Here is a 17,863-nt window from a genome sequence, read left to right as displayed (position 1 = left end):
CCCCCGGCAGGTCCTTGTGCGACCCGGAATCATGCGCGCAACTCCTTGCCCGTGAGCTCCAAGAAAACGTCTTCGAGGGTGTGCCGTTCCACCGAGATCCTGTCCGGCATCACGCCGTGCTGCGCGCACCAGGAGGCCACCGTCGCCAGCAGTTGCGGATCGACCTTGCCGACGACCCGGTAGGAACCCGGCGTCAGCTCGGCGGCGGAGCAGTCGGCCGGCAGCGCCTTGAGCAGCGAGCCCACGTCGAGGCCGGGGCGGCCGACGAAGCGCAGGGTGTTCTCCGCCCCGCCCCGGCACAGCTGCTCCGGGGAGCCGTGCGCGATGACCCGGCCCGCGTCGATGATCACGACGTCGTCGGCGAGCTCCTCGGCCTCCTCCATGTAGTGCGTGGTGAGGATCACGGAAACGCCGTCGGCGCGCAGGTCACGGACCAGGTCCCAGGTGGCGTGGCGGGCCTGCGGGTCGAGGCCGGCGGTCGGCTCGTCCAGGAACACCAGCTCGGGACGGCCGACCACGGCCATCGCCAGCGCCAGGCGCTGCTGCTGGCCGCCGGACAGCCGGCGGTACGCCGTTCGGCCGCAGGAGCCGAGGCCGAGGCGCTCGATCAGGGCGTCCACGTCCAGCGGATCGGCGTGCAGCCTGGCCACGTGGCGCAGCATCTCGTCGGCCCGCGCACCCGAGTACACGCCCCCCGACTGGAGCATCACGCCGATCCGGGGGTGCAGGTCACGGGCCTGGCGCACCGGGTCGAGACCGAGGACGCGCACCGTGCCGGAGTCCGGTCTGCGGTACCCCTCACAGGTCTCCACGGTCGTCGTCTTGCCCGCGCCGTTCGGACCGAGCACGGCGGTCACGCCCGCCTCGGCCACCAGGTCGAGGCCGTCCACGGCGGTTTTCGTGCCGTACCGCTTCACCAGGCCCTGAACCTGGACCACGGGCTCACTTCGCATGGGCCCGAGTCTAGGTACGCGGCGCCCGGCTCCGACGGGCGGGTGCGGGATCCGCACCCGTCGCCATCTCCTCCTCACGGGAGCGGTGCAGCGGCAGCCACCGTTCGGCGTACGCCACGGCGTCCGCCACGGGGAACAGCCGCACCTGCGCCGCGCCCGCCTTTCCCCGTACGACGGGACGGTCCCGTTCGAAGTCCTGGCCCAGCTCGTCGAAGCGGGCCGAGGTGATCGACACCTCGATCACCGTCTCCCAGCCGCCGCCCTGCACGGGCCGGCCCACGCCGACGAGCGGGGAGGGGATGCGGTACTCGGCGAGGTGGAAGCTCGTGCAGGAGGCGTAGCCGGCGCCCAGGAGCAGCACCCGGGCGCCCATCTCCTCCAGCCTGGCCAGCGGGCTCTGCTCACCCAGCCGGCAGTCCGTCGCGTGCCCGTCCACGATCCGCGCCGCCCGGGGGCCGAGCGCGGCGAAGGAGGTCTGGGGGTGCGCGCTGCGCAGGGCGCCCGGCCAGGTGCGCACGGTTTCCGGAATCACGCCGACCCCGCGGGTGGGGGTGATCAGGGGGTCGTAGGCGGGCATCGCGGCCCTGATCCGCGACCACCACTCCTCGGGCACCGGGGGGCTGTTCCACAGGGCCGGGTCCGAGATGTCCCCGGTCTGGGTGGGGACGACGATCGTGCCCTGCGGCCCGACGGCGTCCAGCAGTGCCTGGACCACCGCGACGGCGCCTCCGCAGACCCAGCCGAGACTGCGGAGGGAGGAGTGCACGAGGAGGGTCTCACCGCTGCGCACGCCGAGCTCGCGCAGCTGCGCGGCCAGGGTGTCGCGAGTGACGAGTGGGCCGGTGGGAGGGGGTGTCGCCATGCTCGGGAGTCTTCCCCACGGGCCCGCCGTGTACCACCTGTTTGATCGATCAAAGATCGTTTGCGCAGGTGGGATTAGGTGAGCCTAAGTGACGCAGGGCACCGTCGGGCCTTCCGGACGCCGCTTGCCCGGTCCTGAGGAATTACGCAACAATGGCGTTGTGAAAAACGTCGGCGAGGCTCGGGAGACCCCCACGGGGACCCCCCAGGAGGAGCTCGCGACCGGGGAGCGGTCCACCCGCAACCGGGTCGCGCGGTCCATCCTGGACCACGGGCCGTCGACCGTCACCGAGCTGGCGGGCCGGCTGGGCCTGACCCCGGCCGCCGTACGACGGCATCTGGACGCGCTCGTCGCCGACGACGTCGTCGAGGCGCGAGAGCAGCGGGTGTACGGCACGCGCACGCGTGGCCGTCCCGCGAAGGTCTTCGCGCTCACCGACTGCGGCCGCGACGCTTTCGACCAGTCCTACGACAAGCTCGCCGCGGACGCCCTGCGCTTCATCCAGGAGCGGTTCGGCGGGGACGAGGCGGTCGTCGCCTTCGCGCGCGCGAGGATCGCCGAGCAGGCCGACGCCTACCGCAGGGCGATCGAGGCCGCCGCCCCCGAGGAGCGCACAGAAGCCCTGGCCAAGGCCCTGAGCGCGGACGGGTACGCTGCTACGGCGCGCAGCGCACCGGTCGGCGAGCAGCTGTGCCAGCACCACTGCCCCGTCGCCCATGTCGCGGAAAAGTTCCCCCAGCTCTGCGAGGCGGAGACCGAGATCTTCTCCCAGCTGCTGGGTACTCACGTCCAGCGACTGGCGACCATCGCGCACGGCGACGGCGTCTGCACGACGTTCATCCCAAAGATTTCCGAGATCACTCACAACGCATCTGCAAGCACGGCCGGGAGGAACCCCGCATGACTCTCCCCATCGAGGAGACTGCCCACCCTGAGCTCGAAGGCCTGGGCAAGTACGAATACGGCTGGGCGGACTCCGACGAAGCCGGTGCCTCGGCGAAGCGCGGTCTGAGCGAGGAAGTCGTCCGGGACATCTCCGGCAAGAAGAACGAGCCGGAGTGGATGACCAAGCTCCGTCTCAAGGGCCTGCGCCTGTTCGACAAGAAGCCCATGCCGAACTGGGGCTCGGACCTGTCGGGCATCGACTTCGACAACATCAAGTACTTCGTGCGCTCCACGGAGAAGCAGGCGGAGTCCTGGGAGGACCTGCCCGAGGACATCAAGAACACGTACGACAAGCTCGGCATCCCCGAGGCGGAGAAGCAGCGCCTCGTCGCCGGTGTCGCGGCCCAGTACGAGTCCGAGGTCGTCTACCACCAGATCCGCGAGGACCTGGAGGAGCAGGGTGTCATCTTCCTGGACACCGACACCGCCCTGAAGGAGCACCCGGAGCTCTTCAAGGAGTACTTCGGCACGGTCATCCCGGTCGGCGACAACAAGTTCGCGTCGCTGAACACCGCGGTGTGGTCGGGCGGCTCCTTCATCTACGTGCCGCCGGGCGTCCACGTGGAGATCCCGCTCCAGGCCTACTTCCGGATCAACACGGAGAACATGGGCCAGTTCGAGCGGACCCTGATCATCGTCGACGAGGGTGCCTACGTGCACTACGTCGAGGGCTGCACCGCGCCGATCTACAAGTCGGACTCGCTGCACTCCGCGGTCGTCGAGATCATCGTCAAGAAGAACGCCCGCTGCCGCTACACGACCATCCAGAACTGGTCGAACAACGTCTACAACCTGGTCACCAAGCGCGCCGTCGCCTACGAGGGCGCCACCATGGAGTGGATCGACGGCAACATCGGCTCCAAGGTGACGATGAAGTACCCGGCCGTCTACCTGATGGGCGAGCACGCCAAGGGCGAGACCCTGTCCATCGCCTTCGCGGGCGAGGGCCAGCACCAGGACGCCGGCTCCAAGATGGTCCACATGGCGCCGAACACCTCCTCCAACATCGTCTCCAAGTCGGTGGCGCGCGGCGGCGGCCGCACCTCCTACCGCGGCCTGGTCGAGATCGGCGAGGGCGCCCACGGCTCCAAGTCGAACGTCCTGTGCGACGCACTGCTCGTCGACACCATCTCCCGCTCCGACACGTACCCCTACGTGGACGTCCGCGAGGACGACGTGTCCATGGGCCACGAGGCGACCGTCTCCAAGGTCTCCGAGGACCAGCTCTTCTACCTGATGAGCCGCGGCCTCAGCGAGTTCGAGGCGATGGCGATGATCGTGCGCGGCTTCGTCGAGCCCATCGCGAAGGAGCTGCCCATGGAGTACGCCCTCGAGCTCAACCGGCTGATCGAGCTGCAGATGGAGGGCGCGGTCGGTTAAGGCCCGTCCCCAGGTAAGCAGCCAGCAATTCTGACGTAGGAAGAGAGCAGACCGACAGCCATGGCTGAGGCTCAGAACATCCCGGTGGGCAGCACGACCGCCGGCCAGATCGCGGTGGCCGCCGAGTCGACCGTCGCCACGCGCATGAGCGCGCCCCCCTCCTTCGACGTGGCGGACTTCCCGGTCCCGCACGGCCGCGAGGAGGAGTGGCGGTTCACCCCGCTGGAGCGCCTGCGCGGCCTGCACGACGGCACCGCCGCCGTGACCGGCGAGGGCGTCACGGTCGCCGTCGAGGCACCCGAGGGCGTCACGGTCGAGACCGTCGACCGCGACGACGCCCGGATCGGCAAGGCGGGCACCCCCGTGGACCGCATCGCGGCCCAGGCGTACTCGGCGTTCGAGAAGGCCGGCGTGGTCACCGTCCCCAAGGAGACGGTCCTCACCGAGCCCATCCGGATCGCCGTGCACGGCGAGGGCGGCGTCCGCTTCGGCCACCAGGTGATCGAGCTCGGCGCCTTCGCCGAGGCCGTCGTCGTCATCGACCACACCGGTGACGCCGTGCTCGCCGCCAACGTCGACTACATCCTGGGCGACGGCGCCAAGCTGACCGTCGTCTCCGTCCAGGACTGGGACGACAAGGCCGTGCACGTGGCCCAGCACAACGCCCTCATCGGCCGGGACGCGAGCTTCAAGTCGGTCGTGGTGACCTTCGGCGGCGACCTCGTGCGCCTGCACCCGCGCGTCACCTACGCCGGTCCCGGCGGCGAGGCCGAGCTGCTCGGCCTGTACTTCACGGACGCCGGCCAGCACCAGGAGCACCGCCTCCTGGTCGACCACAACGTCCCGCACTGCAAGTCCAACGTCGTCTACAAGGGCGCGCTCCAGGGCGACAGCGCCCACGCGGTGTGGATCGGCGACGTGCTCATCGAGGCCGCGGCCGAGGGCACGGACACGTACGAGATGAACCGCAACCTGGTCCTCACGGACGGCGCCCGCGTCGACTCGGTGCCGAACCTGGAGATCGAGACCGGCGAGATCGTCGGCGCCGGGCACGCCTCCGCGACCGGCCGCTTCGACGACGAGCAGCTGTTCTACCTGATGGCCCGCGGCATCCCGGCCGACGAGGCCCGTCGCCTGGTGGTCCGCGGCTTCTTCGCCGAGCTCGTCCAGCAGATCGGCGTGGACGACATCGAGGCCCGCCTGCTGGAGAAGATCGACGAAGAGCTGGAGGCGTCGGTCTGATGTCAGCGTTCGTACGCGCCTGTGGACTGAGCGAGCTGGAGGAGGACACCCCGAAGCGGGTGGAACTCGACGGCACGCCGGTCTCGGTCGTGAAGACCGAGGGCGAGGTGTTCGCGATCCACGACATCTGCTCGCACGCGAACGTCTCCCTCTCCGAGGGCGAGGTGGAGGACTGCCAGATCGAGTGCTGGCTGCACGGCTCCAGCTTCGACCTGCGCACCGGCAAGCCGTCCGGCCTCCCCGCGACGCGCCCCGTCCCCGTATACCCCGTAAAGATCGAAGGGGACGACGTTCTCGTCTCCCTCAACCAGGAGTCCTGAGGCACCCATGGCAACGCTTGAAATCCGAGACCTGCGCGTCACCGTCGAGGCCGACAACGCCACGAAGGAGATCCTCAAGGGCGTCGACCTGACCGTGAAGCAGGGCGAGACGCACGCCATCATGGGCCCCAACGGCTCCGGCAAGTCGACGCTCGCCTACTCCCTCGCGGGCCACCCGAAGTACACGATCACCGGCGGCACCGTCACCCTCGACGGCGAGGACGTCCTGGAGATGTCCGTCGACGAGCGCGCCCGCGCCGGTCTGTTCCTGGCGATGCAGTACCCGGTCGAGGTCCCCGGCGTCTCGGTCTCCAACTTCCTGCGCACCTCCGCCACCGCGATCCGCGGCGAGGCCCCCAAGCTGCGCACCTGGGTGAAGGAGGTCAAGGAGGCCATGGAGCGCCTGCACATGGACTCCTCCTTCGCCGAGCGCAACGTCAACGAGGGCTTCTCCGGCGGTGAGAAGAAGCGCCACGAGATCCTCCAGCTCGAACTGCTCAAGCCGAAGATCGCCATCCTCGACGAGACGGACTCCGGCCTCGACGTCGACGCGCTGCGGGTCGTCTCCGAGGGCGTCAACCGCGTCCGCGAGTCCGGCGAGGTCGGCACCCTGCTGATCACGCACTACACGCGCATCCTGCGCTACATCAAGCCCGACTTCGTCCACGTCTTCTCCGGCGGCCGCATCGTCGAGTCCGGCGGCGCCGAGCTCGCCGACAAGCTGGAGAACGAGGGCTACGAGGCATACACGAAGGGTGGCGTATCCGCGTGACACAGCTGCCGGGCCTCCTCGACACCGAGGCGATCCGCAAGGACTTCCCCATCCTGGACCGCCAGGTCCACGACGGGCAGAAGCTCGTGTACCTGGACAACGCGGCGACCTCGCAGAAGCCGCGCCAGGTGCTGGACGCCCTCGCCGAGTACTACGAGCGCTACAACGCCAACGTCCACCGCGGTGTGCATGTGCTCGCCGAGGAGGCCACGGCGCTGTACGAGGGCGCGCGCGACAAGGTCGCCGCGTTCATCAACGCGCCGAGCCGCGACGAGGTGATCTTCACCAAGAACGCCTCCGAGTCGCTCAACCTCGTGGCGAACATGCTGGGCTGGGCCGACGAGCCCTACCGGGTGGACCACGAGACCGAGATCGTCATCACGGAGATGGAGCATCACTCCAACATCGTGCCGTGGCAGCTGCTCGCGCAGCGCACGGGCGCGAAGCTGAAGTGGTTCGGCCTGACCGACGACGGCCGCCTCGACCTGTCCAACATCGACGAGATCATCACCGAGAAGACGAAGATCGTCTCCTTCGTGCTGGTGTCGAACATCCTGGGCACGGTCAACCCGGTCGAGACGATCATCCGGCGCGCGCAGGAGGTCGGTGCCCTCGTCTGCATCGACGCCTCGCAGGCCGCTCCGCACATGCCGGTGGACGTGCAGGCCCTGCAGGCCGACTTCGTGGCCTTCACCGGCCACAAGATGTGCGGCCCGACCGGCATCGGCGTGCTCTGGGGCCGTCAGGAGCTGCTGGAGGACCTTCCTCCGTTCCTCGGCGGCGGCGAGATGATCGAGACGGTGTCGATGCACTCGTCGACCTACGCCCCGGCGCCGCACAAGTTCGAGGCGGGCACGCCGCCGATCGCGCAGGCCGTGGGCCTGGGCGCGGCGATCGACTACCTCGACGCGATCGGCATGGACAAGATCCTCGCCCATGAGCACGCGCTGACGGAGTACGCCGTCAAGCGGCTGGCGGAGGTCCCCGACCTCAGGATCATCGGCCCGACCACGGCCGAGGACCGGGGCGCGGCGATCTCCTTCACGCTCGGCGACATCCACCCGCACGACGTGGGCCAGGTACTGGACGAGCAGGGCATCGCGGTCCGCGTGGGTCACCACTGCGCCCGCCCCGTCTGCCTCCGGTACGGAATTCCCGCGACCACGCGAGCGTCGTTCTATCTGTACTCCACGCCGGCCGAGATCGACGCACTGGTCGAGGGGCTGGAGCACGTACGGAACTTCTTCGGCTGATGGGACGAGCGATCGCATGAAGCTGGACTCGATGTACCAGGAAGTCATCCTGGACCACTACAAGCACCCGCACGGGCGTGGTCTCCGGGACGGCGACGCCGAGGTGCACCACGTGAACCCGACGTGCGGCGACGAGATCACCCTTCGCGTGAAGTACGACGGCCACAGGATCGAGGACGTCAGTTACGAGGGCCAGGGCTGTTCGATCAGCCAGGCCTCGGCCTCGGTGCTGAACGACCTGCTGGTCGGCAAGGACCTGTCGGACGCGCAGAAGATCCAGGAGACCTTCCTGGAGCTGATGCAGTCCAAGGGCCGGATCGAGCCGGACGACGCGATGGAGGAGGTGCTGGAGGACGCGGTCGCGTTCGCCGGTGTCTCCAAGTACCCGGCCCGGGTCAAGTGCGCCCTCCTCAGCTGGATGGCGTGGAAGGACGCGACGGCCCAGGCGCTGGGCGCCGACGCCGAAAGGAAGACGGCATGAGCGAGACCGTTGAGATGAAGCCGGCCTCGGAGGAGGAGATCCGCGAGGCGTTGTACGACGTCGTCGACCCCGAGTTGGGCATCGACGTCGTCAACCTCGGCCTGATCTACGGCATCCACATCGACGACGCGAACATCGCGACGATCGACATGACCCTGACCTCGGCGGCCTGCCCGCTGACGGACGTCATCGAGGACCAGGCCAAGTCCGCCACGGACGGCCTCGTCAACGAGCTGCGCATCAACTGGGTCTGGATGCCGCCGTGGGGTCCGGACAAGATCACGGACGACGGGCGGGAGCAGCTGCGGGCGCTCGGGTTCAACGTCTGAGGCTCCCCCGGGACAGGAAGCGGCGGCACCCCTCGCGGGTGCCGCCGCTTCGTGCTGTGGTGCCGCCGTTTCGGGGCGTCAGGCGACTGGGCCCACCAGCCGGAACGCCGAATCGGCCAGGTAGAGCGAGCTGTTCTGGAACGGGTCGAGCTTCAGCTGGAAGTTCTGGTGGCGCAGGAAGCGGCCCGGGTAGTTGACCGACTCCAGCATGACCGCGCCCGAGTAGGCGGAGGCGCGGGGGCAGAAGGTCGCGTCCTGCCTAAACAGGGTCGAGCCGTCGTTCGGCTCGTCGCGCAGCAGGAAGTTGCGGTGGCGCAGATAGCCGCCGTCCTCCGTGGCGAAGGAGTAACAGGAGCTGTCCGCCAGGCCTTTGACCAGTCTGAACGTGGAGTCCTGGCGGGACTCGGAGCCGCCGAGCGGGTCGAGCTTCACGTAGCCGCCGCTCACGTGCCAGTAACGGTCGGGGTAGTTGACCGATTCGACGGACCGCCAGGTGGCCGACGGCTTCGGCTTGCTCGTCGAACCCGGGTGCGAGCCGGTCGACTTGGAGGGTTTCGCGCTCCGCGCCGCGGACGGCGAGCTGTTCTCCTGGGGTTCGGGGGAGGCGCTGGGACGCGTCGACGACATGCCGCTCTTGCCGTTCGGGGGCATCGACGCGCTCTTCACGGAGGGCGAGGCGAAGGAGATCAGGCCGGGGACGGTCTCGGCGGACGACGGCTCCTGCGACGCCTTCGAGTCACGGTCGGCGCCCGTGTCCATGACGGCCACCGCCATCACGCAGGTGATGACCGTGGCGATGGCGAGCCCGCCGGCCAGCCACAGCCTGCGGGTGCCCGGTGCCCGGGACGTGTCGGGGGCCCAGCCGTTCTCCCAGGGTTCGCGGGAGGGGTCGGGCGTGGTGTCTGGCATGCGCGGTTCCTCCAGCGGCGCCCATGGCGGCGGCCGGGGGTGTGAGGGTGGGGTGGTTGAGCGGTGAAACACTAGTGGAGCCAGGGCGAGTTGGGGGAGATGTTTCGGCAAGCGATTTCAGCGAATATCCAACGTCCCTGAAAAAACCTGCCTACAGGACAGTGAAGCCTCTCCCGTCGCGCACAAAACTTCACACCCTCTCCCCGGCGCCTTCCCGGTCCTGCCTCGAATCCGCCTGTGTACACCCGTACGCATCGTTGTGTACGCTCGTACACATGGGCTACCTCCTGCTCGGCGCGGCCATCGCCGCCGAGGTCGGCGCGACGACCGCCATGAAGTTCAGCGAAGGCTTCAGCCGGCTCGTGCCGTCGCTGGTGACCGTCGTCGGATACGTCGTCTCCTTCGCCCTGCTCGCGCAGACCCTGAAGACCGTCTCCGTCGGCACGGCCTACGCCATCTGGTCGGGCATCGGCACCGCCGCCATCGCCGTCATCGGCCTGCTCTTCTTCGGCGAGGGGATGACGGCGGCCAAGGTCGCCGGGATGGCCCTGATCATCGCCGGAGTCGTGGTGCTCAACCTCGGGGGCGCGCACTGATGCCCCGCCGCTACGACCCCGACCGGCGCCAGCGGATCATCGACGCCGCGATCCGGGTGGTCGGGGACAAGGGCCTCGCGGGACTGACCCACCGCACGGTCGCTGCCGAGGCGGATGTGCCGCTCGGCTCGACGACGTACCACTTCACGACCCTCGACGAGCTGATGGTGGCCGCGCTGCGCCAGGCCGACGAGGGCTTCGCCAAGGCCATCGCCTCCCGCGGCGGGCTGACGGACCCGGCCGCCGACCTGGCCGCCGAACTCGCCGGCCTGCTCGGCGACTGGCTCGCGGGCGACCGCACCGGGGTCGAGCTGGAGTACGAGCTCTACCTCGCCGCCCTGCGCCGCCCCGCCCTGCGCCCCGTCGTCGCCGAGCAGATGACCGCCCTCGCCGACCGCCTCGCAGGCCGCACGGACCCCGTCACCGCCCGCGCGCTGGTCGCGCTCATGGACGGCATCTGCCTGCAGGTGCTGCTGACGGGGACGCCGTACGACGAGGGGTACGCGCGCGAGGTGCTGGCACGGATGATTCCCTGACGCGCCGGCGCGAGGTCCTGGCGCGGGTGATTCCCTGACGGGCCGTCCTGTGCCGGAAGACCGTGAACTCTCCGCCGCCCACCGGGGAACAGGGGGTGACACGCACGCACCGACGAACCCAGGGGGAGCCTTGTGAGCGGACCACCGCCGTCCTGGCCGACGGCGTGGTCGCGGTGGCGGCCGGACGGCAGGCGGTCGCGCTGGAGTACGGCCGGACCGTCGACCCCAAGATCGGCAAGGTCATGCGGGACCAGTGGCTCATCGACCCGCGGACGTACCGGATCGTCGGCATGCGCCTGGTCTCCGGCGACCAGGCCCTCGGCGGCGACTCGCTCGTCGCGACGGCCGTGGTGGACGAGGCCGGCGAGCGCGGCTGACACCCCCGGCCCGGGCGGCCCGCACCACGAGGGGAGTGCGGGCCGCCCGGGCCGTTCACGCTTCGTCCCCGCGCACCGCCGTGAGGGCCGCCGCCACGCTGCCCGCGATGTCCGTCACCGGATACAGCACATGACGCACCGTGCGCTCCCGGTCCACGACCAGCGTGAGCCGCTTCAGCCGGCCGGCCCCCGCCGCACGGAAGGTGGGCAGCCGCAGCGCGGCGACGAGTGACAGCTCGGCGTCCGACAGCAGCGGGAACCGCAGGCCCTCCTTCTCGGCGAACGCCCGCTGCTCGTCCGGGCGTTGGGTGGAGACACCGTGCACGGCGGCGCCGGCCGCGGTGAACTCCTGAAGCCGGTCGCGGTAGGTGCAGGACTCCAGGGTGCAGCCCGCCGTGCCGGGGATGTCCGTCCAGCCCGGCGGATAGGAGTCGGCGCGGGCGTAGGCGCCGGGGAAGCAGTAGAGAACGGTGTACGGGCTGTCGGCGGCGACGGGATCGCGCAACTCGCCCCGGTCGTCGAGCAGTCGGAGCTCGGGCACCCGGGTGCCCACCAGCTCGTGCACCCGCCGCGCCTCCGCCGAGGCATCCTCGGCCGTGGCCGTCGTGCTGCCGTCGCCCAGGACCCAGGTGTCGCCCCAGTCCTGCAGCGCGACCAGGACGGGGAGCAGGGCGCGCCCGCGCGGGGTGAGGCGGTACTCGTAGCGCGGCGGGTGCTCCTGGTAGGGCACGCGGGTCAGCACGTCCGCCTCGACGAGAAGGCGCAGCCGCTCGGTCAACACCTTCCGGGAGACGCCGAGTTCGGCCTGCAGCGCGTCGAAGCGATGCACTCCGCGGGCGGTGTCGCGCACGATCAGCAGGGTCCACCAGTCGCCGACGACGTCCAGGGCCTGGGCGATGGCGCAGGTGGCGTCCTGAAGGCTCGTCCTGCGGGCCATGGCTCTCGTCCCTTCGCGCACCGGTCGTCGTTGACCTGAGGCTGTCATGCGTCCATAGTAAGTTCCCAAAAGGAACTGACCTAAGGGTCGGCCGGTGACGGGGGGACGCGTGCGAGGTCTGCGAGAAGTGCCGAGGCCGGTCTGGCTGCTGGCCTGCGGGACGTTCGTGAACATGGTCGTCAGCGTGAGCTTCGCCTACACGTTCCTGTACCTGACGGGGCCGCGCGGGCTGGGCGCGGGCGAGGCGGGGCTGCTGAGCGGCATCGCCGGGATGGGGCTCGTCGCGGGGAACTTCACCGGCGGCTGGTACGGCGACCGGTTCGGCCATCGCCGGGTCCTGCTCGCGGCCGCCGCGGCCTCGGGGCTGCTGCTGGCCGTCGTCCCCCTGCTGCCCACGCCCGCCCTCTTCGCCGCGCTGCCGGCGGCCCAGTACGCTTCCGGGGCGCAGCGCGCCTCGGCCTCCGCGCTGGTCGCGGCCGTCGTGCCGGAGGGGGCGCGGCGGCCGGCGTTCGCGGTGATGCGGGCCGCCTCCAACGGGGGCTTCACGCTGGGGCCGCTGCTCGGGGCGCTGGTCGCGACCCGGTTCTCCTACGACTGGCTGTACCTGGCGGAGGGGATCGGAAGCCTGGGGCTGGCCCTGTGGACGGCCCGGGTGGTGCCGCCGTCGGCCGTCCGGGGCGGTCGGCCGCGCGCCCACGGCGACCGGCGGAGCGGGGTGTGGGCGGCGCTGCGGGCACGGCCGGCGGTGCTGGTGCTGCTGCCGGCGATCGTCGTCGTCGACGTCGTGTACCGGCAGCAGTACTCCACCTTCCCCGTCTTCCTCGCCGACCACGGCATGGACGCGCGGGTGTACGGGGCGCTGCTCGCCGTCAACGGGGGCCTGCTGCTGTGCCTGGAGCTGCCGGCGGCGCTGGCGCTGCGCCGGAGGTCGCCGCTGCGGATCGTGGGGACCGGCCTGCTGCTGGTCGCCGCGGGGTACGCGGTGCTGCTGCTCGGGGCGGGCGTCGGCACGGCGGTGGTGATGATGGCGGCGCTGACGCTCGGGGAGGCGCTGTACAAGACGACCGCCACGGCGTACGTCGCCGACCAGGCGCCGGAGCATGTGCTCGGGCGGTTCCAGTCGCTGTACGCGGGGGCGTCGATCAGCGGGGTGGTGCTCGCGGCGCCGCTGGGCGGGGCGGTGTACGAGGCGGCGCCGGGGGCGTTGTGGCCGTTGTGCGCGGGGCTGGGGGCGCTGGCCGGCTGCGCGGTGCTGCTCGCCGCGGGTCCGCGCATCTCCCGCACCTCGCCCACGGAACCCTTGACGGCCCGGCCGTCGACGGTGAGCGCGTCCTGAACGCCGGCCGGCACAGTGGCCGACCGCCGTGGGGATGTCAGGTCGGAGGAGTGCGGCGCTCGCCACCTGAGACGTCGGTGGTGCTGGTTGGCCTGGGTGCCCTCCGGCCGGTTAGGTTGCCCTCATGACCGACACGACTGCTCCTCGTACCACCGGCGCCGTGGCCGCCGGGCTCGCCACCCTCGCCGCCGACGGCACCGTCCTCGACACCTGGTTCCCCGCGCCCGAGCTGATCGCCGAGCCCGGTCCGTCCGGGACCGCGCGGCTGACCGCGCAGCAGGCCGTGGAACTGCTGGGCGAGGGCGCGGCGAAGGCGATCGGTCCGGACGCCCGGCGCGGCGTCGAGGTCGTCGCGGTCCGTACGGTCATCTCCTCGCTGGAGGAGAAGCCGATCGACGCGCACGACGTCTACCTGCGGCTCCACCTCCTGTCGCACCGGCTCGTCAAGCCGCACGGCCAGAGCCTGGAGGGCATCTTCGGCTTCCTCGCCAACGTCGCCTGGACCTCCCTCGGTCCCGTCGCCGTCGACGACGTCGAGAAGGTGCGGCTCAACGCCCGCGCCGAGGGCCTGCACCTGCAGGTGACCTCGATCGACAAGTTCCCGCGCATGACCGACTACGTGGCCCCCAAGGGCGTCCGGATCGCCGACGCCGACCGGGTCCGCCTCGGCGCCCACCTCGCCGAGGGCACCACGGTCATGCACGAGGGCTTCGTCAACTTCAACGCCGGCACCCTCGGCACCTCCATGGTCGAGGGCCGTATCTCCGCGGGCGTCGTCATCGGCGACGGCTCCGACATCGGCGGCGGCGCCTCCACCATGGGCACCCTCTCCGGCGGCGGCAACGTCATCATCTCCATCGGCGAGCGCTGCCTGATCGGCGCCGAGGCCGGCGTCGGCATCGCGCTCGGCGACGAGTGCGTGGTCGAGGCGGGCCTGTACATCACCGCCGGCACCCGCGTCACCATGCCCGACGGCCAGATCGTCAAGGCACGCGAACTCTCCGGCGCCTCCAACATCCTCTTCCGCCGCAACTCGGTCACCGGCACGGTCGAGGCCCGCCCGAACAACGCGGTCTGGGGCGGCCTGAACGAGATCCTGCACAGCCACAACTGAGCACCGGCGACCGGCAACCCCGGTCACCCAGGGACAGCGCCCTCCCGCGGCCGACGCCGGCCCGGGAGGGCGTCCGTGCGAGCGGGACCGGCGCGGGCCGTCAGGTCTTCAGGCCCGTCGCGAAGTCCGCCAGGGTCGTGAAGTCCTTGTCGCGCAGGCCGATGCGGGGGTCGACGTGGTGCAGCAGGGCGGCGTTCGGGTGGGTGCGGCCGACGTACTCCTCGTCCGCCGGGCTCTGTTCGTCGTCCACCCAGGCGAAGGGGCGCCCGGCGGCGTACGCCACGATCGCCTCCGTCTTCCAGTGGACCCCGTCGGGGCGCAGGGCGAACAGGCCCGCGCCGAAGTCGACGTACGGCAGCTCGGGCAGGCCGACGACAGGGGCGATCCAGCGGTTGGCCGCGTCCATCCACGTCGTGGCCCAGCACAGGTCGTAGTCGAGGGCGAGGAGGGCCTCGCCGTGCCCGGGGTTCAGATACACGGGCAGGGCCCGGCCGGGCTGGAGGGCGACGACGATCGACGTGTAGCCCTCGGGGCGCCCGTACGGCTGGGCCGCCCACGGGTTGAGGGGGCCGTCGACGTCGAGGAACAGCAGCGGGCGGCGCACACGGACAACGTACGGCAGATCCCGGCGCGGGCGTCGGAGAATTCTCCGGAGCGCAGGCATAGCGCGCGGCGGCCGCACGCGTCACCCGGGGCAGGGGCGGACGGCCGGTCCGCCCGGGGGAAGGCGAAGGTGACGATGGATGCCGAGGCGCAGGACAGCTTCCGGGAGTTCGTGGAGCACCGGTCGTCCGCGCTGCTGAAGACGGCGGTGCTGCTGAGCGGCGGCGATCGGCACGCCGCCGAGGACCTGCTGCAGAACGCGCTGCTCAAGGCGGCGGGGCGGTGGCACCGGATCGAGGAACCGGAGGCGTACGTCCGGCAGGTGCTCTACCGGCAGCAGATCAGCCGCTGGCGGCTGAAGTGGCGCAGACGGGAGCTGACGGTCGCCGAACCGCCGGACAGCGGGGCCGGCCGGGACGGCGCCGCCGACGCCGATCTGCGCCTGCTGATGCGCGGCGCGCTCGCCCGGCTCACCGCCCGGCAGCGCACCGTCCTGGTGCTGCGCTACTTCGAGGACCTCCCGGAGGCCGACGTGGCCCGGATCCTCGGCTGCTCGGTCGGCACCGTACGGTCCACCACCCACCGCTCCCTCGCCCGGCTGCGCGCCCTCGCGCCGGAGCTGGCCGCGCTCGGCCGGCCGGACGCCGGGGAAGTGCCGTCCCGTGACCGCTCGCCCGTGGAGGTGCGTCCGTGAACGCCGAGGAACTGCTGCGCGACTCCCTGCGCGAACTCGCCGCCGAACAACCGCCGGCGGACGCCGGGTTCGCCGACCGGGTACTGGCCGCCCGCCGGCGCCGCCGCGCCCGCACCCTGGCCTCCGTCGCCGCGGCCACGGCCGCCGTGGTCGCCGTCGCGGTGGCGGTGCCGCTGCTGGAGTCCGGCAAGAGCGACGTGCGGCCGTCGGGCGTCGTGCGGAAGGACGGCATCATCGGCCACCCGGACCAGTCGCCGCCGCGCGAGCTGGTGGCGGCCGGGCAGACGGCGCTCGCCGCGTACTACACCTGGCGGACCGTGCCGCAGACCGCGAGCCGGGCCATCGGCGTCCGCACGTACTGGCTGCTCGACCCGGCGACCGGCAGGTATGTGAAGGACGCCCGGTGGTCCTTCGTCGCCGTCGCGCCGGGACTGCGCACGGCCGCGGTGCTGGAGCAGAACCAGCCCGTCGCCCGGATCGGCCTGCTCGACCTCGCGACGAGGAAGGTCGTGCGCTGGATCCCGGTCGCGCACCCGGTCGCCGGGCTGGCGTTCTCGTACGACGGCACCCGCCTGCTGGCGACCACCTACGACGACAACCCCGACGTGCGCGGCAAGGTGTACGACCTCAAGGGCGGCTGGGACTGGGGGCCGGCCTTCGGGACGTCCACCCGGACCGGTTTCTACGACCTCGACGTCGCGTCCGGCCGGGGCGCCTGGACGGCGGTCGCCTCCGACCGGAGCACCCCCGCGCGCGCCGACTTCTCCTTCAGCCGCACCGGCCACGCGGTGTACGCGCAGGTGATGGGCGACCGGGACGGCAAGCAGCAGTTCTACGACCTCGACGGGAACAGGATCGCGGCCCCGGCGGACGAGGCGTTCCTGCGGACGGACGTCGCCGCGCGGCTGTCCCCGAACGGCCGGCTCGCCGCCCTCGGCCTGACCAAGGAGGTCGCCCCCGGCAAGTCGTACTCCTCGATCCGCGATCCGCGCACCGGCCAGGAGATCACCAAGGTCCGCGGCGGTGATCTGCTCGCCTGGGCCGACGACCGGCGGCTCGTCGCCTGGGAGCGGGCGAGCGGCCTGGACGAGCCGTACCGGGCCCGGCTCGTGGTGGTGACGATCGGCAGCGACAAGGTCGTACCGCTGAGCGGTGTGCAGAAGCAGATGTTCGACCAGCTCAAGGCGTGGCAGCCGGTCTTCGCCCGCCGCTGACCGCCCGCCGCCGGCCGGCCGCCGCTTCAGTCGTCGGTCAGCTCCCGGTACGCCGCCAGCAGCCCGTCGACCGCCGCGCGGCCGGCGGGCCGCATCGGGGCGCGGACCGGGCCCGCGGGCAGGCCGAGTTCGCCCAGCAGGGCCTTGGCGGTGACCGCGCCGGGCAGACCCGCCGACATCATCGCCTCGATGAGCGGCGTGGCGCGTTGCTGGAGGCGGGCGGACACGGGGGTGTCGCCCGCCTCGAACGCGTCCAGGACCGCGCGGAGCCGGTCGGGCACGACGTTGGCGACCGTGCTGATGTATCCGGCGCCGCCCACCGCGTACAGCGCGAGGTTGTGCTCGTCGCAGCCCGCGTAGTACGCCAGGTCCGTGCGCGCCAGGACCTTCTGGGCGGCGAGGAAGTCGTAGGAGCAGTCCTTGACCGCCACGATCCGCGGGTGCTCGGCGAGCCGGAGCATCGTGTCCGGCTCGATACGGGTGCCGGTGCGGCCCGGGATGTCGTAGAGGACGACCGGCAGCCCCGAGGCGTCGGCGACTGTGCGGAAGTGGTCCTCCAGCGCGTCCTGCGGGGGCCTGCTGTAGTAGGGGCTGACCACCAGGACCCCGTCGGCTCCCGCCTTCTCGGCCGCCAGCGCGAGCTCCACGGTGTGCCGGGTGTCGAAGGTGCCGACCCCCGCCACGATCGACGCCCGGCCGCCCACCGCCTCCCGCACCGCCTCGACGAGCGCCGCCTTCTCGGCGTCCGTGGTGGTCGGTGACTCGCCCGTGGTGCCGGAGAGCACCAGGCCGTCGCAGCCGAGGGAGACCAGACGGTCGGCGAGCCGCTGGGCTCCGCCGAGGTCGAGCGCCCCGCCGTCGGTGAACGGGGTGATCATCGCGCAGAGGGCGCGGCCGAAGAGCGGGGCGGAGCGTGCGGTGGTCGTCATGGCAGCAGTCTTCGGCAGAACGACAGTGAAGCTCCACTTAAATCTTCTACGAGATAAAGATAAGGCTTCCTACGGCGTACT

21 protein-coding genes are annotated in these 17,863 nt (G+C 71.2%); 15 read left to right on the top strand and 6 right to left on the bottom strand.

The window, feature by feature from the left end; translation table 11 throughout:
- Positions 1 to 29: 29 nt before the first annotated feature.
- Entirely contained in the window at positions 30 to 953 is a 924-nt protein-coding gene (locus LN251_RS03730; RefSeq protein WP_458243064.1) for an ABC transporter ATP-binding protein, read from the bottom strand.
- A 10-nt stretch (positions 954 to 963) separates the two neighbouring features.
- Positions 964 to 1,815, bottom strand: coding sequence for an aminoglycoside N(3)-acetyltransferase (locus LN251_RS03725; protein ID WP_458243063.1), 852 nt, complete (start codon positions 1,813 to 1,815; stop codon positions 964 to 966).
- Between the two features lie 160 nt (positions 1,816 to 1,975).
- Here LN251_RS03725 and LN251_RS03720 point away from each other — a divergent pair, with 160 nt between their 5' ends.
- Genes LN251_RS03720 through LN251_RS03685 form a run of 8 tightly spaced genes read left to right on the top strand, consistent with a single transcriptional unit; the run spans position 1,976 to position 8,537 of the window.
- A complete protein-coding gene (locus LN251_RS03720) occupies positions 1,976 to 2,719 on the top strand; it encodes a helix-turn-helix transcriptional regulator (RefSeq protein WP_058926028.1) in 744 nt (247 codons plus the stop codon).
- The gene (gene sufB / locus LN251_RS03715) at positions 2,716 to 4,140 is read left to right on the top strand and encodes a Fe-S cluster assembly protein SufB (protein WP_458243062.1); all 1,425 of its coding nucleotides are present in this window, start codon (positions 2,716 to 2,718) and stop codon (positions 4,138 to 4,140) included. Before LN251_RS03720 ends, sufB begins: the two co-directional genes overlap by 4 nt.
- Before the next feature lie 60 nt (positions 4,141 to 4,200).
- Positions 4,201 to 5,382 carry a Fe-S cluster assembly protein SufD gene (gene sufD, locus LN251_RS03710; RefSeq protein ID WP_403953293.1) on the top strand — a complete coding sequence of 394 codons (1,182 nt, stop codon included), beginning with the start codon at positions 4,201 to 4,203 and terminating at the stop codon, positions 5,380 to 5,382.
- Positions 5,382 to 5,702 (top strand): non-heme iron oxygenase ferredoxin subunit, encoded by a 321-nt coding sequence (locus LN251_RS03705; RefSeq protein WP_058926031.1) that lies wholly within the window; start codon positions 5,382 to 5,384, stop codon positions 5,700 to 5,702. Before sufD ends, LN251_RS03705 begins: the two co-directional genes overlap by 1 nt.
- A gap of 7 nt (positions 5,703 to 5,709) precedes the next feature.
- Positions 5,710 to 6,474, top strand: coding sequence for a Fe-S cluster assembly ATPase SufC (sufC, locus tag LN251_RS03700; RefSeq protein ID WP_142151202.1), 765 nt, complete (start codon positions 5,710 to 5,712; stop codon positions 6,472 to 6,474).
- A complete protein-coding gene (locus LN251_RS03695) occupies positions 6,471 to 7,727 on the top strand; it encodes a cysteine desulfurase (RefSeq protein WP_362991059.1) in 1,257 nt (418 codons plus the stop codon). The genes sufC and LN251_RS03695 overlap by 4 nt, the downstream gene beginning before the upstream one ends.
- A 16-nt stretch (positions 7,728 to 7,743) precedes the next feature.
- On the top strand, positions 7,744 to 8,208 hold the full coding sequence (gene sufU / locus LN251_RS03690; protein ID WP_058926034.1) for a Fe-S cluster assembly sulfur transfer protein SufU: 465 nt from the start codon (positions 7,744 to 7,746) through the stop codon (positions 8,206 to 8,208).
- On the top strand, positions 8,205 to 8,537 hold the full coding sequence (locus LN251_RS03685; RefSeq protein WP_058926035.1) for a metal-sulfur cluster assembly factor: 333 nt from the start codon (positions 8,205 to 8,207) through the stop codon (positions 8,535 to 8,537). Before sufU ends, LN251_RS03685 begins: the two co-directional genes overlap by 4 nt.
- A gap of 78 nt (positions 8,538 to 8,615) precedes the next feature.
- On the opposite strand, the gene LN251_RS03680 is transcribed toward LN251_RS03685, so the two are convergent.
- Positions 8,616 to 9,446, bottom strand: a complete 831-nt coding sequence (locus tag LN251_RS03680; protein WP_458243061.1) for an AbfB domain-containing protein — start codon at positions 9,444 to 9,446, stop codon at positions 8,616 to 8,618.
- A gap of 275 nt (positions 9,447 to 9,721) precedes the next feature.
- Between LN251_RS03680 and LN251_RS03675 the strand changes: the two genes are divergently transcribed.
- The 3 genes from LN251_RS03675 (at position 9,722) to LN251_RS03665 (ending at position 10,955) form a co-directional block, all read left to right on the top strand.
- Positions 9,722 to 10,042, top strand: coding sequence for a DMT family transporter (locus tag LN251_RS03675; RefSeq protein WP_458243060.1), 321 nt, complete (start codon positions 9,722 to 9,724; stop codon positions 10,040 to 10,042).
- Positions 10,042 to 10,578, top strand: a complete 537-nt coding sequence (locus LN251_RS03670) for a TetR/AcrR family transcriptional regulator (protein WP_249841128.1) — start codon at positions 10,042 to 10,044, stop codon at positions 10,576 to 10,578. Before LN251_RS03675 ends, LN251_RS03670 begins: the two co-directional genes overlap by 1 nt.
- A 95-nt stretch (positions 10,579 to 10,673) precedes the next feature.
- Positions 10,674 to 10,955 (top strand): hypothetical protein, encoded by a 282-nt coding sequence (locus tag LN251_RS03665; protein ID WP_458243059.1) that lies wholly within the window; start codon positions 10,674 to 10,676, stop codon positions 10,953 to 10,955.
- Positions 10,956 to 11,010: 55 nt separating this feature from the next.
- Here LN251_RS03665 and LN251_RS03660 read toward each other — a convergent pair whose 3' ends face one another.
- Positions 11,011 to 11,892 carry a winged helix-turn-helix transcriptional regulator gene (locus tag LN251_RS03660; RefSeq protein WP_458243058.1) on the bottom strand — a complete coding sequence of 294 codons (882 nt, stop codon included), beginning with the start codon at positions 11,890 to 11,892 and terminating at the stop codon, positions 11,011 to 11,013.
- 118 nt (positions 11,893 to 12,010) lie between these two features.
- On the opposite strand from LN251_RS03660, the gene LN251_RS03655 reads away from it, so the two are divergent.
- Together LN251_RS03655 and dapD are read left to right on the top strand one after the other, a co-directional pair.
- On the top strand, positions 12,011 to 13,228 hold the full coding sequence (locus LN251_RS03655; RefSeq protein ID WP_458243262.1) for an MFS transporter: 1,218 nt from the start codon (positions 12,011 to 12,013) through the stop codon (positions 13,226 to 13,228).
- Between the two features lie 124 nt (positions 13,229 to 13,352).
- Positions 13,353 to 14,342 (top strand): 2,3,4,5-tetrahydropyridine-2,6-dicarboxylate N-succinyltransferase, encoded by a 990-nt coding sequence (gene dapD / locus LN251_RS03650; protein ID WP_458243057.1) that lies wholly within the window; start codon positions 13,353 to 13,355, stop codon positions 14,340 to 14,342.
- A gap of 100 nt (positions 14,343 to 14,442) precedes the next feature.
- Here dapD and LN251_RS03645 read toward each other — a convergent pair whose 3' ends face one another.
- A complete protein-coding gene (locus LN251_RS03645; protein ID WP_458243056.1) occupies positions 14,443 to 14,946 on the bottom strand; it encodes a hypothetical protein in 504 nt (167 codons plus the stop codon).
- 135 nt (positions 14,947 to 15,081) lie between these two features.
- On the opposite strand from LN251_RS03645, the gene LN251_RS03640 reads away from it, so the two are divergent.
- Together LN251_RS03640 and LN251_RS03635 are read left to right on the top strand one after the other, a co-directional pair.
- On the top strand, positions 15,082 to 15,639 hold the full coding sequence (locus LN251_RS03640; protein ID WP_458243261.1) for a SigE family RNA polymerase sigma factor: 558 nt from the start codon (positions 15,082 to 15,084) through the stop codon (positions 15,637 to 15,639).
- Positions 15,636 to 16,853, top strand: coding sequence for a WD40 repeat domain-containing protein (locus LN251_RS03635; protein ID WP_458243055.1), 1,218 nt, complete (start codon positions 15,636 to 15,638; stop codon positions 16,851 to 16,853). The genes LN251_RS03640 and LN251_RS03635 overlap by 4 nt, the downstream gene beginning before the upstream one ends.
- A 26-nt stretch (positions 16,854 to 16,879) precedes the next feature.
- Here LN251_RS03635 and dapA read toward each other — a convergent pair whose 3' ends face one another.
- A complete protein-coding gene (gene dapA / locus LN251_RS03630; RefSeq protein WP_458243054.1) occupies positions 16,880 to 17,782 on the bottom strand; it encodes a 4-hydroxy-tetrahydrodipicolinate synthase in 903 nt (300 codons plus the stop codon).
- Between the last annotated feature and the right edge of the window lie 81 nt (positions 17,783 to 17,863).

The sequence above is a fragment of the Streptomyces sp. MAI_2237 genome (assembly GCF_054189285.1).
Note: the sequence above shows the minus strand (reverse complement) of the source record. Positions and strands in the feature narration are given on the sequence as shown.